Source organism: Plebeiibacterium sediminum (assembly GCF_026013605.1).
In the GTDB taxonomy this organism is placed as follows: domain Bacteria; phylum Bacteroidota; class Bacteroidia; order Bacteroidales; family Marinilabiliaceae; genus Saccharicrinis; species Saccharicrinis sediminus.
The window spans coordinates 60,352-77,135 of sequence record NZ_JAPDPJ010000010.1 but is presented as its reverse complement, the minus strand read 5'-3'; the positions used below and the strand labels follow the sequence as shown (position 1 = coordinate 77,135).

Annotated in this window: 14 protein-coding genes; 13 read left to right on the top strand and 1 reads right to left on the bottom strand. The window is 35.4% G+C overall.

The window, feature by feature from the left end; genetic code table 11:
* Positions 1-128: 128 nt before the first annotated feature.
* The gene (gene carB, locus OM075_RS06590) at positions 129-3,353 is read right to left on the bottom strand and encodes a carbamoyl-phosphate synthase (glutamine-hydrolyzing) large subunit (protein WP_301189699.1); all 3,225 of its coding nucleotides are present in this window, start codon (positions 3,351-3,353) and stop codon (positions 129-131) included.
* A 280-nt stretch (positions 3,354-3,633) separates the two neighbouring features.
* Here carB and OM075_RS06585 point away from each other — a divergent pair, with 280 nt between their 5' ends.
* The 13 genes from OM075_RS06585 to argH all read left to right on the top strand — a co-directional run bounded on the left by OM075_RS06585 (position 3,634) and on the right by argH (position 16,771).
* Complete coding sequence (locus OM075_RS06585) at positions 3,634-4,110, top strand: arginine repressor (RefSeq protein ID WP_301189698.1); 477 nt, start codon at positions 3,634-3,636, stop codon at positions 4,108-4,110.
* Positions 4,111-4,135: 25 nt separating this feature from the next.
* A complete protein-coding gene (locus tag OM075_RS06580; RefSeq protein WP_301189697.1) occupies positions 4,136-4,816 on the top strand; it encodes a GNAT family N-acetyltransferase in 681 nt (226 codons plus the stop codon).
* Between the two features lie 38 nt (positions 4,817-4,854).
* Positions 4,855-6,057 (top strand): argininosuccinate synthase, encoded by a 1,203-nt coding sequence (locus OM075_RS06575; RefSeq protein ID WP_301189696.1) that lies wholly within the window; start codon positions 4,855-4,857, stop codon positions 6,055-6,057.
* Between the two features lie 66 nt (positions 6,058-6,123).
* The gene (gene argC / locus OM075_RS06570) at positions 6,124-7,089 is read left to right on the top strand and encodes an N-acetyl-gamma-glutamyl-phosphate reductase (protein WP_301189695.1); all 966 of its coding nucleotides are present in this window, start codon (positions 6,124-6,126) and stop codon (positions 7,087-7,089) included.
* Positions 7,090-7,258: 169 nt separating this feature from the next.
* A complete protein-coding gene (locus OM075_RS06565) occupies positions 7,259-8,380 on the top strand; it encodes an aspartate aminotransferase family protein (RefSeq protein WP_301189694.1) in 1,122 nt (373 codons plus the stop codon).
* Between the two features lie 49 nt (positions 8,381-8,429).
* Positions 8,430-9,017: an NUMOD4 domain-containing protein gene (locus OM075_RS06560; RefSeq protein ID WP_301189693.1), complete on the top strand. Its 588-nt coding sequence runs from the start codon at positions 8,430-8,432 to the stop codon at positions 9,015-9,017.
* A gap of 58 nt (positions 9,018-9,075) precedes the next feature.
* A complete protein-coding gene (proC, locus tag OM075_RS06555) occupies positions 9,076-9,876 on the top strand; it encodes a pyrroline-5-carboxylate reductase (RefSeq protein WP_301189692.1) in 801 nt (266 codons plus the stop codon).
* Positions 9,877-9,884: 8 nt separating this feature from the next.
* Complete coding sequence (gene proB / locus OM075_RS06550; protein ID WP_301189691.1) at positions 9,885-10,958, top strand: glutamate 5-kinase; 1,074 nt, start codon at positions 9,885-9,887, stop codon at positions 10,956-10,958.
* A 41-nt stretch (positions 10,959-10,999) separates the two neighbouring features.
* The gene (locus OM075_RS06545) at positions 11,000-12,250 is read left to right on the top strand and encodes a glutamate-5-semialdehyde dehydrogenase (protein WP_301189690.1); all 1,251 of its coding nucleotides are present in this window, start codon (positions 11,000-11,002) and stop codon (positions 12,248-12,250) included.
* Between the two features lie 148 nt (positions 12,251-12,398).
* Positions 12,399-13,346: an N-acetylornithine carbamoyltransferase gene (locus OM075_RS06540; RefSeq protein ID WP_301189689.1), complete on the top strand. Its 948-nt coding sequence runs from the start codon at positions 12,399-12,401 to the stop codon at positions 13,344-13,346.
* A 36-nt stretch (positions 13,347-13,382) separates the two neighbouring features.
* Positions 13,383-14,162: an acetylglutamate kinase gene (gene argB / locus OM075_RS06535; RefSeq protein ID WP_301189688.1), complete on the top strand. Its 780-nt coding sequence runs from the start codon at positions 13,383-13,385 to the stop codon at positions 14,160-14,162.
* Entirely contained in the window at positions 14,163-15,230 is a 1,068-nt protein-coding gene (locus OM075_RS06530; RefSeq protein WP_301189687.1) for a M20 family metallo-hydrolase, read from the top strand.
* A 206-nt stretch (positions 15,231-15,436) separates the two neighbouring features.
* Positions 15,437-16,771 (top strand): argininosuccinate lyase, encoded by a 1,335-nt coding sequence (argH, locus tag OM075_RS06525; protein WP_301189686.1) that lies wholly within the window; start codon positions 15,437-15,439, stop codon positions 16,769-16,771.
* The last annotated feature ends 13 nt before the right edge of the window (positions 16,772-16,784 follow it).

The window sequence follows — 16,784 nt, the reverse complement described above, 5'->3', positions numbered from 1 at the left end:
TCAAACTTTTTATGTTCAAACTCCCGAAAATAACAAAACTTATGCAAAAATTATCTTTATATAAAAAAATAAAGCCGTTGAGAGATTCCCAACGGCCTTAATCATTAATATCTAATTAGACTATATTATTACTTATATTCTTGCCAGCACTTAATTTTGATATCCTCTTTACCCATTTTACAAAAGGCTTGAATAAATGCACTTGCTAAACGAGCATTAGTAATCAATGGAATATTAAAGTCAATGGCACTACGGCGAATTTTATATCCGTTTTTCAACTCATTTGTACTTAAGTTTTTCGGGATATTAACCACCAAATCAATTTGTTTTTCACGAATCATTTCCAATGAATTTGGATGTTGATCCGGTTCACTTGGCCAATAAATATGAGTAGTTTCAACTCCGTTTTCAGCAAAGAATTTATGAGTTCCACCTGTTGCAAAAATGTTATAACCATTATCTTTTAACAGCTTAGCAGCTTTCAACAATTCCATTTTTGAACGTAATGGACCTGAAGAAATCAAAATATTCTTTTGTGGAATTGAATAACCTACAGAAAGCATTGAATTCAGGATAGCTTCGTCAAAGTTATCACCGATACATCCAACCTCACCTGTTGATGACATATCAACACCTAACACGGGGTCAGCTTTTGCTAAACGAGCAAAAGAGAACTGAGGTGCTTTGATTCCAACACAATCCAAATCAAATAAGTTTTTATTTGGCTTTTCAACATCCATTCCTAACATTACTTGTGTTGCAAGGTCAATTAAATTAACCTTAAGAATTTTAGAAACAAATGGGAAACTACGAGATGCTCTTAAGTTACACTCTATAACTTTAAGCTCGTTATTTTTACCCAACAACTGCATATTAAAAGGTCCTGAGATATTAAGCGCTTTAGCTATTTCTCTGGCAATCTTTTTAACACGACGCATTGTTTCGATATACAATTTTTGAGGAGGGAATACAATAGTTGCATCACCTGAGTGAACACCTGCAAACTCTACGTGCTCTGAAATTGCATAAGCTACCAACTCACCATTTTTAGCAACGGCATCCACTTCAATCTCTTTAGCTTCCTCAATAAATTCAGAAACTACAACCGGATATTCTTTTGAAACGTTAGCAGCTAATGTTAAGAAGTGCTCTAACTCATCCTTGTTACTTACCACATTCATGGCTGCACCCGAAAGCACATAACTTGGACGAACTAAAACTGGGAAACCAACCTCATCAACGAAAGTAAAGATATCTTCTATTGAAGTTAACTCACTCCATCTTGGCTGGTCAATATTTAAGCGGTCTAACATTGCAGAGAATTTCTGACGGTTTTCTGCATTGTCAATATTTTCAGGCGAAGTTCCTAAAATTGGTACATTCTGACCATTTAATTTCATAGCCAGGTTATTAGGAATCTGTCCACCTACAGAAACGATCACTCCTTTTGGTGTTTCAAGATCAATAACATCAAGTACACGCTCAAAAGTAAGTTCATCAAAATATAAACGATCACAAACATCATAATCTGTACTCACCGTTTCAGGGTTGTAGTTGATCATGATAGAACGATATTTTTGATCTCTGATCGTATTCAGCGCATTAACACTACACCAGTCAAACTCCACTGAGCTACCAATACGATAAGCACCACTACCCAATACAATTACAGATTTACCATCATCTACATAATCAATATCATGCTCGGTTCCACTGTATGTTAAGTATAAGTAATTGATTTGAGCAGGAAACTCTCCGGCCATGGTATCAATTTGCTTAACAACAGGCAATATGTTACGTTTTTTACGCTCAGCTCTTACTTTTAACAAGTCATCACTAATCACTTCACTTGTGCTCTTAAATACACAACGAGCCACCTGGAAGTCAGAGAAACCAGAACGTTTAGCTTGTCTTAACAAATCACTAGGAAGTTCTTCCAGATTAGAAAACTTCTTAAGTTCTGTTTCTATATCACTAATATTCTTTAGCTTTTCAAGGAACCAATGGTCAATTTTACTTAACTCATGAATTTCCTCTACTGTCATTCCATTTTCAAAAGCTTCGGCAATGGCATAAATACGTTGATCAGTAGGTTCAGCTAATTCTGTTTTAACATCAATTCCTTTTAATGGTTGGTTTGCTACAAAACCATGCATTCCCTGACCAATCATACGAAGACCTTTTTGAATAGCCTCTTCAAAAGTACGACCGATAGACATGATTTCACCAACAGATTTCATACTTGAACCAATCTGCTTGCTAACACCATTAAATTTATTTAAATCCCAACGAGGAATTTTACATACTACATAATCCAATGCTGGTTCAAAGAAAGTAGAAGTTACTTTAGTTACCGAGTTTTTCAACTCATGCAATCCATAACCTAAACCTAATTTAGCTGCCACAAAAGCCAACGGATAACCAGTTGCTTTAGAAGCAAGGGCACTGGAACGAGATAAACGGGCATTTACCTCAATTACACGATAATCCTCTGATTTAGGATCTAACGCATATTGAACATTACACTCACCAACAACACCAATATGACGAATAATTTTAATGGCTAGCTCACGTAATTTATGATATTCAGAGTTTGAAAGTGTTTGAGAAGGTGCTACTACAATACTTTCTCCTGTATGAATTCCCAGTGGGTCAAAGTTTTCCATATTACAAACTGTAATACAGTTATTATACTTATCACGAACCACCTCATACTCTACTTCTTTCCATCCTTTTAATGATTCTTCAACCAAAATCTGGTTTGAATAAGAGAACGCGTTTTCTGCACGAGCAATTAACTCTTCTTCATTATAACAGAATCCACTTCCCATTCCACCTAATGTGTAAGCAGCTCTTACAATAATAGGGAATCCAATTTTCTTTGATGCTTTCACAGCCTCTTCAACTGAAGTTACAGCAAGACTGATTGGTGTTTTAACATCAATTTCTTTAAGCTTATTAGCAAAAATTTCCCTGTCTTCAGTATTAATAATTGCCTGAACAGGTGTACCTAATACTTGAAGGTTATATTTATCAAGCACTCCGGTTTCAAAAAGTTTAGTACCACAGTTTAATGCAGTCTGACCACCGAAAGCCAGCAGAATACCATCAGGCTTTTCTTTTTTAATTACCTCCTCGACAAAATAAGGTGTTACAGGCAAAAAATAAATTTTATCAGCAATTTTATCTGATGTCTGTACAGTAGCAATATTAGGATTTACTAAAACAGTCTCAATGCCTTCTTCCTTTAAAGCTTTAAGAGCCTGTGACCCTGAATAGTCAAACTCACCTGCTTCTCCGATCTTTAGCGCACCTGATCCAAGTATTACTACTTTTTTAATGTCTTTATTCATGTTATACTGGCTTATTATGAAATTGATGTAATGTATTCTTATACAAAAAAAAATCAGAAAAAATCTTCAATCTGATTCTATATGTCTTACTTTATCTATGCGTTTACTCTTTAACAATCGCCATCCTTTCTAAGACTCAACAACTCTAATCTTTGGATATAAGTATGTTTTGTCCTTTCTCAGGATTCATTTCGGCTGCAAAAATACAAATATTTTACAAATTTCTTTTGATTATTTTAAAAAAGTGAATATTTTTGCATTGTAATTGAATATTTATACAATGAAGATCAAAGCGCAGCGACTAGCTACCATAAAAAGCATCATTAGCTCACAGAATGTAAGCAGCCAGGAAGAGTTACTTATCTTGCTTGAAAAAGAAGGATTTATGACTACCCAGGCTACACTATCCCGTGACCTTAAATATTTAAAGGTAGCTAAAGTTCCACACACTGATCTTGGGTATGTATATGAATTACCCCAAGGGTTAGCTAAGATCAATGAAGAAGTTCATGATGACTTTCCTGTTTCAGGAATCGATTCCATAGACTTTACAGGAAATCTGGCAGTAATTAAAACAAGACCCGGCTTTGCTAATAGTATTGCTTCTGTAATCGACAGTCATGATCCCTACGAGATTTTAGGTACCATAGCCGGAGATGACACTATTTTATTAATTAACAGAGAAGGGATATCAAAAGGACATATCATTGAAGTTTTATCACTATTTATCCCCGGTTTAAAGGATAAATTATTGTAGTTGATTTTTGAGGCGTTAATTAAAAATGATTAAAGATTTTTACATCGATGTAGCAAATGAGGAGCACCTCGAGTATGTGGATATCATACTTACTACTATTGCAGACGCTGCAAAAGTGAGAGGTACAGGGATTGCAAAACGTAGTCCTGGCTATATTATTCAAAAAATAAACGAAAGAAAAGCTATTATTGCTTTGCACGGCAAAACATTTGCCGGCTTTTGTTACATAGAATCCTGGGGGCACAATCGTTTTGTGGCTAATTCAGGATTGATCGTTGCCGATGCCTTTAGGGGACAAGGTCTGGCTAAAGCGATTAAATCAAAAGCCTTTGAATTATCAAGAAAACGATTTCCTGATGCGAAGCTTTTTGGTTTAACAACCGGACTGGCAGTTATGAAGATCAACTCGGAGCTTGGTTATAAGCCCGTAACATTTTCAGAACTGACGGACGACGAAATGTTTTGGAAAGGCTGTCAGAGCTGTGTAAACTATGATATTCTGGTTAGAACAAACCGACGACATTGTTTATGTACAGGTATGCTTTATGATCCCACAAAGGATAATAAGAAACAGGACGAAAAGAGCTTAAAAGTATATAGCAGATGGCTTAAATTTAAGCAATTTGTATTTTTAAGACCTAACAAGAATAAAGGAGAAAACAAGCACTCCTATTTCAAACGTCTGCAAGCAAAATTAATCTCGTAAAAATGATAGAGCTCAGCTCTAACAATAAATAAAAGAAAATGGAAAAAGTTGTTTTAGCCTTTAGTGGCGGGTTAGATACTTCATTTTGTGTGAAGTACCTTAAACATGAAAAAGGATTAGATATTTACTCTGCAATTGCTAACACTGGTGGTTTTTCTGATCAGGAATTAAAAACCATTGAAGAAGGTGCATACAACCTTGGTGTAACGAAGCATGCAACGCTTGATGTAACTGACGTTTACTATCGCAACTGTATCCGATACATGATTTTTGGTAACATCCTAAAAAACAACACTTATCCTCTATCTGTAAGTTCTGAAAGAATTTTTCAGGCCTACGCTATCGTAGATTATGCAAGAAAAATAGGAGCTAAATATATTGCTCACGGAAGTACAGGTGCAGGAAATGACCAGGTAAGATTCGATTTAACCTTTCAAATCATAGCTCCGGAAATTGAGATTATCACTCCAATTCGTGATTTAACGCTTTCCAGAGAAGCTGAAATTGAGTACTTAAAGAAACATGGCGTTGAGAAAGACTGGAAGAAAATGGAATATTCCATTAACAAAGGTCTTTGGGGAACAAGTGTAGGTGGAAAAGAAACACTTACTTCAAACAAAAATTTACCTGAAGAAGCTTATCCTAGTCAACTTACAGAAACAGAACCATCAGAGTTAACAATTGAATTTAACAAAGGTGAAATTGCATCTGTAAATGGAGAAACATTTGCCACTCCTATTGATGCCATCAGAAAAATTGAAGCAATTGGTTCTTCATATGCTATTGGAAGAGATACTCATATTGGAGATACAATAATTGGTATTAAAGGTAGAGTTGGTTTTGAAGCTGCAGCTCCAATGCTAATTATTAAAGCGCACCACCTACTTGAAAAGCATACGCTTACCAAGTGGCAAATGTATTGGAAAGAACAATTAAGCAACTGGTACGGAATGTTATTGCACGAAGCTCAATACGTAGAGCCTGTGATGAGAGACATTGAGAAATTCCTTGATAACACACAGACTAACGTAACTGGTAAAGTAATTTTAAAACTATTCCCATACCGTTTTGAATTAGTTGGAATTGAATCGGATAACGACTTAATGAATTCAGGATTCGGTGATTATGGTGAAGTTAATAAAGGCTGGAGCGGTGATGATGTGAAAGGATTCACTAACATCTTAGGTAACCAATTAAAAATATTTAATAAGGTTAACGAAGGTCAGTTAGATATTAAATAAAATAAACCAAAAATTCACAGGCGATAGTAAACTTAAAATATTATCGCCTGAAAATAATATAATAAAATGATTAAAGTTGGTATTGTAGGTGGAGCTGGATATACAGCCGGGGAGCTATTAAGAATTTTGATTTTTCATCCGGAAGTTGAAATTACATGTATTCAAAGTACTAGTAATGCAGGAAATCCAATCAGTGCTGTTCACGCAGATTTAATTGGAGAGTCAGATCTTGTGTTTGCAGAAAATTTAGATACTGATGTTGTGGATGTTATTTTCCTATGCATGGGACATGGAAAATCAAAAGAATTTTTAAGTGAAAATGTAATCCCTGATCACATCAAAATTATCGACCTTAGTCATGATTACAGATTAAAAGCAGATGGAAACGACTTTGTATATGGGCTTCCTGAATTAAACAGAGAAGATATTAAGTCAGCCTCAAAAATTGCAAACCCCGGATGTTTTGCTACAGCCATACAGTTAGCATTACTTCCGATAGCAGCTTCAGGAAAACTAAACGAGGTTCACGTAAATGCAATTACTGGTTCTACCGGGGCAGGACAAAAACCAACTGCAACATCACATTTTAGCTGGAGAAACAACAATTTATCTGTTTACAAAGCATTCTCACATCAACATTTGGGAGAAATTAAACAGTCACTCTGCCAGCTACAAAATGATTTTACCAACGAGGTTAATTTTATTCCGGTAAGAGGAAATTTTGCCCGTGGTATTATGGCTACAGCATACACTGAATCTGACATGACGGTAGAGGATGCTGTTCAGCTCTATAAAGATTATTATAAAGACCACCCTTTTGTTATTGTTTCGGATGAGAATCCAAACTTAAAGCAGGTGGTTAATACCAATAAAGGAATCGTATTTGTTGAGAAGTATGATGGAAAGTTGTTTGTAATCAGTATGATCGACAACTTGGTAAAAGGTGCTTCAGGTCAAGCTGTTCAAAATATGAACTTAATGTTTGGCCTTGAAGAAACAACTGGTCTTCGCCTTAAACCGGTAGCTTTTTAAGTAAGCAAAAACATAACCAATAGTTAGCTTATAAGCCAACCACCTTAAGGAGAATTTTATTGATGGTTTAAATTAGGTGTTAACTTACAAAGGAAGACCAGTTAACACTCCTGTAGAGAAGCCAAGACTTTACAGGAGTGTTTATTTTTAACATTAACTGAATATAGAAATGAAACTATTTGACGTATATCCACTTTTTGATATTGAGCCCGTTAAAGCAGAAGGATGCTACATATGGGATAAAGAGGGTAATAAATACCTTGATCTGTACGGCGGCCATGCTGTAATTTCAATCGGACACTCTCATCCTCATTACATCAAACGCATTTCTGATCAGTTAAACAACATTGGCTTTTACTCCAATTCTGTTCAAAATCAGATGCAAAAAGAGCTTGCTCAAAAGCTTGGCGAAATGTCAGGTTTGGAAGATTACGATCTATTTCTTTGCAACTCAGGTGCTGAAGCCAATGAAAATGCATTAAAACTCGCTTCCTTTACAACAGGAAAAACAAGAGTTATCTCATTCAAAAAAGGCTTTCACGGCAGAACTTCTGCTGCTGTTGCCATAACTGACAATCCTAAAATTGTAGCACCAATTAACAGCAAGCACGAGTCCTCAATTCTTGAATTAAACAATCTTGATGCAGTAGAAACTGAACTAAAAAAAGATGATGTTTGCGCTGTGATCATTGAAGGTATTCAGGGAATTGGCGGTATCATTGTTCCTGATGCTTCTTTTCTGGAAGGACTTGGAGAATTGTGTAAAAAATACAAAGCCATATTAATTCTTGACGAAATTCAATCCGGCTATGGACGTTCAGGAAAATTCTTTGCATTCCAGTATAGCAATGTAAAACCTGACATTGTTACAACAGCCAAAGGAATGGGTAATGGTTTTCCAATAGGAGGTGTACTTATATCCAATGAATTTAAACCATGGTTTGGCATGTTAGGTACTACTTTCGGAGGAAATTATCTTGCCTGCGCAGCTGCTCTGGCAGTATTGGAAGTCATGGAAAAAGAAAGCCTGGTTGAAAATTCAAGAGTTGTTGGTAATAACATTATTAAAAAATTAAACCAAAACATTAAAAATTGTGAAATTAGAGGATTAGGCCTTATGATTGGTATAGAATTTGATACACCAATAGCCGACTTGAGAAAGAAACTTCTATTCGAAGATAAGATTTTCACAGGGGTATCAGGCGCAAATACCATAAGGATTCTACCTCCGTTAAGCTTAAATGTTGAGCAATCAGATTTTTTCATTCAAAAATTATCTGAATCACTATAAAACAAAGTGCCTGATACGTATTATATTTATACAACAAAACAGGCAAATTATGATTAAATCATTCTGGAATGAAGAGTGGAAAGAAATAAGGTTTGAAGAAGGCGCACTGCAGAAGAAATATGCAATTTCAAATTACGGCAGAGTAATCAGTTATTTAACTGTTCCCAAAGAAGGAACCTTGATAAAAGGAGGTAAACTTCGTGGTTATTCAACATTGCCGGTACGGCCACACGGAAAATCGAAAACTTTTTACGTTCATAAACTAGTTGCTCAATACTTTATTGAAAACGACAGATCTGATGCAACCTTTGTTATTCATTTAGATCATAACAAAAATAACAATTACGTTGAGAACCTTAAGTGGTGTACTAAAGATGAAGTTTTTGAACACCAAAAAGATAATCCAATCGTAATTGAGGCCCGCAAAAAGCAAAAAGGACGAAGAAAGGATGAAGGGCACAAACTCACTTCAACGGAAGTTATTAGATTAAAAAAGAAAATATTTGACCCCAAACGCAAATCGCGACTTAAAATCATTGCTAAACAGTTTGGCATTAGCGAAATGCAACTATACAGAATTAAATCTGGTGAAAATTGGGGACACATCAAAGTTGAAATAGATGGCGTAGAATATTAGCACGAAATGACATTGGTACATTTAGTGCAATACTAAATGCCCCATATAAATTCGTGTTATGAAAAACAAGAAAATTACCATTATCGGTGGCGGAAACTTAGGCCAGGCGATAGCAAAAGGCATTGTAAACTCAAACGTAATAGATCCTTCTAACCTTACCGTTACACGTAGAAGGGTAGAATTTATAAAAGACTTAACAAAGTCAGGTATTCACATTACATCTGACAACAAAGCAGCATCCACTGGTGCTGATATTATTTTCCTGGGAGTAAAACCTTATCAGGTTGAAGATATTGTTACTGAAATAAAAGATTGTGTTACCGAAAACACAATAATTATTTCTTTAGCAACAGGTGTTGACTCTCTTACTATTGAAAAATACTTTGATAAAAAGTTACCGATCTTCAGAGCAATGCCTAATACGGCTATTGCAATAGGTCAATCAATGACCTGTATTTCTGCTCACAATGCAGGTGAAGATCAAAGCCAGGTTGTTCTTACTCTTTTTGAACAAGTTGGTGAAGCACTTATCATTCCTGAAGAATTAATGGCTGCTGCAACAGTTCTGGCAGCATGCGGTATTGCTTTTGCACTAAGATTTGTTCGTGCTGCAACTCAAGGCGGTATTGAAATTGGATTTGGTGCAGACCTGGCTTTAAAAATTGCATCTCAGACTGTAAAGGGAGCTGCAGATCTTTTAATCAATTCAGGAACACATCCGGAACATGAAATTGACAAAGTTACTACACCAAGAGGTGTAACCATTTCCGGATTAAACGAAATGGAACACCAAGGATTTAGCTCTTCTCTTATTAAAGGACTTATAACCTCCTTTAATAAAATTGAAAACGGTAAATAAGATCTCCTGTGTTTAAAACAATTACAATAAAAATAGGATCAAACGTATTGACTGATGAAAATGGGATGCTGCACAAGGAAAGAGTATCTCATCTGGTTGATCAGATTGCTGCATTACATGAAAAAAACAAGAAAATAATTCTTGTTTCATCAGGTGCAGTTGCTGCTGGTAGGTCTATGGTTAAAATCAACAAAAAAACCGATACCGTATCATCTCGTCAGTTACTTTCTTCTGTTGGACAAGTAAAGCTTTTGAATACCTATTCGGCTTTATTTGAAAAACATAACATTCAGTGTGCTCAGGTTTTGGTTACAAAACAAGATTTTCGTTCCCGTGAGCATTACCTGAATATGAAAAACTGTATTTCAACATTGATCCAAAACGGAATCGTTCCAATTATTAATGAAAATGATGCAGTATCAGTAACTGCGTTAATGTTTACAGATAATGACGAGCTTGCTGGTTTATTATCATCAATGATGAACAGTGAAGCTTTGTTTATATTGAGTAACGTGAATGGAATATACGATGGAGATCCCAGAACCAGCAATGCCAAAGTAATCAGAACAGTTGATAGTACTAATGCTGATCTTTCTGAATATATCTCTACAACTCGTTCTAATTTTGGTAGAGGAGGAATGTTAACCAAATGTCATATTGCACAAAAAACAGCAGCTTCAGGAACATCTGTTCACATCGCCAATGGAACTATTCCTAATATATTAATTGATTTAAATAATCATCCTCAAGAAGTTGAGCATACCAGGTTTTTACCAGGAGAAAAATATCCTGCCATAAAAAAATGGATTGCTTATTCAGAGTCCTTTACCAATGCGGAAGTAATTATTAACAAAGGAGCTTTTGACGCACTGAATTCATCAAAAGCAACAAGTTTATTACTTGCCGGGGTTATTAAATTTAATGGTAACTTTAAAAAAGGAGATTTACTTAAAATTGTTTCTGAAGACGGAATTGAAGTGGGCATTGGTAAAGCCAAGTACGACAAAGCAAAGGCAACAGAACATATGAAGGATCCTAAATATCAGGCACTCATACATTACGATTATTTATATTTATTTTAATATTGATCGAAACATAAATAACAACCTTAATCATCTAAAAAATGCAATGTTTAGCACAATTTCAAAAAGTTAAAGACGCTTCTCGTGAATTAACGAGAGTAACAGAACAGCGCATCATAAATATGCTCAATAAACTTGCAGATGAAGCGGAGAACAACATTCCTCAGTTACTGGAAGCAAATCAAAAGGATCTGGACAGAATGAGTCCTGAGGATCCTAAATTTGACAGGCTAAAATTAACGAAAGAAAGAATTAAAGGTATTGCCGCAGACATCAGAAATGTTGCTAAACTCCCCTTCCCTATTGGTGAAATTCTTGAAGAAAAAGAACTTGACAACGGATTACAACTACAAAAGGTAAGAGTACCACTTGGTGTTATAGGGGTTATATATGAGGCTCGACCTAATGTAACATTCGACGTTTTTTCATTGTGCATGCAATCAGGAAACGCTTGTGTTTTAAAAGGAGGAAGTGATGCTGAATTTTCAAACAAGGCAATTGTTGAACTCATTCACAAGGTATTAAAGGATGAAAACTTAAATCCTGAGTTACTTCAGTTACTTCCACCTGACAGATCGGCAGCCACAGAACTAATGAATGCAATTGGTTACGTTGACATTCTTATTCCCAGAGGATCACAAAACCTTATCAATTCTGTTAGAGAAAATGCCAATATTCCTGTAATTGAAACGGGAGCAGGAATTGTGCATACATATGTAGATCGCTCTGCTGATATTAGTAAAGCTGCAAATGTAGTTGTTAATGCTAAAACACGCAGAGTGAGCGTTTGTAATGCATTGGATTGCATGATTATTCACAAGGATAAATTGCTGGATCTTTCAGAAATCATGAAAGGTATGATTCCTTTTGACGTGGAAGTTTATGCCGATGAAGCATCATACAGCCAATTAAAAGATCAGTATCCCGAAAACCTTTTATTTAAGGCAACTTCTGAGTCATTTGGAACAGAATTTCTGTCTCATAAAATGTCGATAAAAACAGTAAATGACCTTGATGAAGCATTGGATCATATTTACAAGTACAGTTCAAAACACAGCGAAGCTATAATAGCTGAAGATGCTAAAGTTATTGAAAGGTTCTACAATGAAGTTGATGCTGCTGCAGTTTACGCTAATACTTCAACAGCATTTACCGATGGAGCACAATTTGGATTGGGAGCTGAGATTGGAATTAGTACTCAAAAATTACATGCTCGTGGCCCAATGGCCTTAAAGGAGCTAACCAGCTACAAATGGCTTATAAAAGGTGATGGTCATACAAGACCCGCTTAATTTTTACATAAAGAGGTATAATAACCAGTTAGTAGATTAAACAACTTTTAGTTATATACCCAAACCAACCAATAATTAAAAATTGAAACGAGCCTTGAAAATTCATAATTCAGGCTAGTTCCATGAGACCATAAAAATCAAATTACATATGAAAAGATTTTTAAAAGTAACCGACATAGGAGATTTAAAACAAGCTTTAAAAGATGCTTTTGAAGTGAAAAAAAATCCTTATGCTTTTAGCGAATTAGGAAAAAACAAAACCATCATTCTTGTTTTCTTTAACAGTAGTTTAAGAACCAGATTAAGCTCTCAAAAGGCTGCAATGAATCTGGGAATGAACGTAATGGTTTTAGATATTAACAAAGACGGCTGGAAACTTGAAACAGAAATGGGTGTTGTAATGGATAGCGACAAACCAGAACATATTAAAGAAGCAGTTCCTGTAATTGGTCAATATTGCGACTTAATTGGAGTTCGTTCTTTTGCTACTTTTGAGAATAAAGAAGACGACTATTCTGAAAAAGTACTAAACCAGTTCATCCAATATTCCGGAGTTCCGGTTATTAGTTTAGAGTCTGCAACCCGTCACCCGCTACAATCTTTTGCCGATTTAATTACAATTGAAGAATTCAAACAAAAAGAACGTCCAAAAGTTGTTTTAACCTGGGCTCCTCACCCAAGAGCACTGCCTCAAGCTGTAGCAAACTCTTTTGCAGAATGGATGAAGGAAGCTGATGTTGAGTTTGTAATTACACACCCTAAAGGGTATGAATTAGCTGATGAATTTACTGAAGGTGTAACTGTAGAATATGATCAAAAGAAAGCATTTGAAGGTGCTGACTTTATTTATGCAAAAAACTGGTCTTCATACACAGATTACGGACAGGTTACATGTCAGGATATGAGCTGGACTGTTGACGAAGAAAAAATGGCACTTACAAATAATGCCAAATTCATGCACTGTCTGCCAGTTCGCAGAAATATGATTGTGACAGATGGCGTCATTGAAAGCGAAAACTCACTAGTAGTTCAAGAAGCAGCAAACAGAGTTGTGTCAGCACAAACTGTAATAAAAAAAATGCTTGAAAACCTATAATAACAATTAACAAACAAAAGATAAACCTGCTATAACATGCAAGAAATAACCGTAGTAAAAGTTGGAGGAAAAGTTGTTGAAACACCAGAATCATTACAATCACTTTTAAATGATTTTGTGGCATTACCCGGATTAAAAATTTTGGTTCACGGAGGAGGGAGATCTGCTACAAAAATAGCGTCTCAACTTGGTGTTGAAACAAAAATGGTTGATGGGAGACGAATCACCGACTTGGAAACGCTAAAGGTTGTTACCATGGTATATGCAGGACTGGTTAATAAAAATATTGTAGCATCATTGCAAGCACTAGGAGCAAATTCCGTTGGGCTTACAGGAGCTGATTTAAATTTAATCAGAGCTGTAAAAAGACCCGTTAAAGAAATTGATTACGGTTATGTTGGCGATGTTGAATCTGTTCAGGTAAATGAACTGATGGATTTAATTAACAAAAATGTAATTCCTGTAGTGGCACCTCTTACGCACGATGGTAAAGGAAATATGCTGAATACAAATGCAGATACAATGGCTTCGTCATTAGCTTGTGCTTTAGCGGAACACTACAAAGTAAACTTAGTGTATTGCTTCGAGAAAAAAGGTGTATTAAGTAATCCTGATGACGACGATGCTGTGATACCGGTTTTAACTCACAAATTATTTAAAGAACATCAACAATCAGGTGTAATTGCTGAAGGTATGATACCTAAGCTGGATAATGGTTTTAATGCAATTAAAGCAGGTGTGGCAAAGGTAAATATCACCAACACAGAAGGCTTAAAAGGAGGATTGAATACAGGAACTTTATTAAAAGACGAATAAATGAATAATATTCAATCTTATACTAACGATGCTGTTACTCTGTTAAAAACATTGATTTCTATTGAATCCTTCAGTAGAAGTGAAGAAAAAGCTGCTGATGTGATGGAATCTTTTTTACTAGAAAAGGGATTTCAAACCAACAGAAAAGGTAATAACATATGGATTAAAAGTACAAATTGGGACATTGAAAAACCCGTTATTCTATTAAACTCGCATATTGATACAGTAAAACCTTCAAGTAAATGGACTTATGATCCATTTTTACCAACAGAAGAAGGAGATGTTCTTTACGGTTTAGGAAGTAATGACGCTGGAGGTCCATTAGTATCTTTGATGTCAACATTTTTTCTTCTTTCTGAAAAAGAACAGCCTTTCAATTTTATTTTCGCAGCAACTGCTGAAGAAGAAGTATCCGGAGTTAATGGCGTGGCATCAATTCTGGAAGAACTTGGACCAATAGATTTGGGGATAGTAGGAGAACCTACTCAAATGCATATGGCCATTGCTGAAAAAGGATTATTGGTATTAGATTGTGAGGCTAAGGGTAAAGCCGGGCATGCAGCAAGAGATGAAGGCGACAATGCTATTTATAAAGCACTTAAGGATATTGAATGGTTCAGAACTTTCAAATTCCCTAAAGTGTCAGAATTATTTGGTCCTGTTAAAATGACAGTTTCGCAAATAAATGCAGGCGTACAACATAATGTAGTACCCGATACTTGTAAGTTTGTAGTTGATGTAAGAGTCAATGAGTATTACAGTAACGTTGAAGCGGCAAAAATTATAAGCGAAAATGTAGATTGTGAGGCCATACCTCGAAGCACAAGGCTTAACAGTTCGCGAATTTCAATGGATCATCCTGTTGTGCAAAGAGGTATTAAACTTGGCAGAGAATACTATGGTTCTCCAACAACGTCAGACCAGGCTTTGATGAATTTTACCACATTGAAAATTGGACCAGGAGATTCGGCTCGCTCTCACACAGCTGATGAATTTATAAAAATTAGTGAGATTAAAGAAGGAATTAAACTCTACTATCAATTAATCAATGATTTAGAGTTAAGATAACAATTAGTTAAAAAGTGTGACAAATGTCATATTTTTCACAACTTAATTTGAATTTATAAGTTTATTAATTTATATTTGCCTCAATTATAAGGAAGACAGTTAACGCAGTTTACAATTTAAAAGACTTCTTTTTATTTAAGGTAATTTCATCATTGAGAAAGGTACGTCAAAATGCGACTATAATTTCTCCTTGAAAAATATGTACAATGAAACTTTGGGATAAAGGCATAAAAGTAAACGATAAAATCGAAAGCTTTACAGTAGGGAAGGATCGTGAAATGGATTTATACTTAGCTCCATTTGATGTGCTTGGAACTATGGCTCATATTACCATGCTTGAAAGTGTTGGATTACTTGAGAAAGAAGAACTGCAAAAACTACTTGCTGAATTAACAAACATCTACAAAGAAACTTTATCTGGAGATTTTGTTATTGAAGACGGTATAGAAGATGTGCATTCTCAGGTTGAAATGATGCTTACTCAGAGATTGGGTGATATCGGCAAGAAAGTACACAGTGGACGATCCAGAAACGATCAGGTTTTATTAGATCTTAAACTGTTTATTCGATCAAAAATACAAGAAGTAGTTAATGGAGTTGTTGAGTTTTTTGAGGCTCTTCAAACCCAAAGCGAAAAATATAAAGATTATTTAATACCAGGATATACGCACCTGCAGGTAGCCATGCCATCGTCGTTTGGCTTATGGTTTGGTGCTTATGCAGAAAGCTTAACTGATGATATGTTTATGCTTAATGCAGCCTGGAGAATTTCAAATCAGAATCCTCTTGGTGCAGCTGCTGGGTACGGAAGTAGTTTTCCTTTGAACCGCCAGCTTACAACAGACCTTTTAGGCTTCGACAATATGAATTACAATGTTGTTTATGCTCAAATGGGAAGAGGAAAAACTGAAAGAAATGTTGCAACAGCATTAAGTTCGGTTGCTCAAACAGTTGGTAAATTTGCTATGGATGCCTGTTTATATATGAGTCAGAATTTTGGCTTTTTAACACTACCTGGTGAATTAACAACAGGATCGAGCATTATGCCACACAAAAAGAATCCGGATGTTTTTGAATTGATAAGAGCCAAATGCAACCAAATTCAATCACTTCCTGGAACAATAGCCTTGATAACAGGTAATTTACCATCAGGTTATTTTCGTGATTTGCAACTTATTAAGGAAAACTTTTTACCCGCATTTGATGATTTAATCAGCTGTTTGGATTTAGCCACATTTGCGGTTAATAACATCACCATAAAAAAAGACATCCTTAGTAACGAAATTTATAAGTATGCATTTAGTGTTGAAGAAGTAAACAAACTTGTTTTACAAGGAGTTCCATTCCGTGACGCATACAAGCAAATAGGAGGATTGATTGAAGATGGGAAATTTGAACCTGAATTGGATGTAAATCATACCCATGAAGGAACGATAGGAAATTTGTGTAATGATGCTGTCAAAAACAAAATGAACAACCTGCTCAAATCATTTAATTTTGAGAAGGTTGCAGATGCAATTCAATCACTAAGTAAAAATTAATATAAGAAAAGAG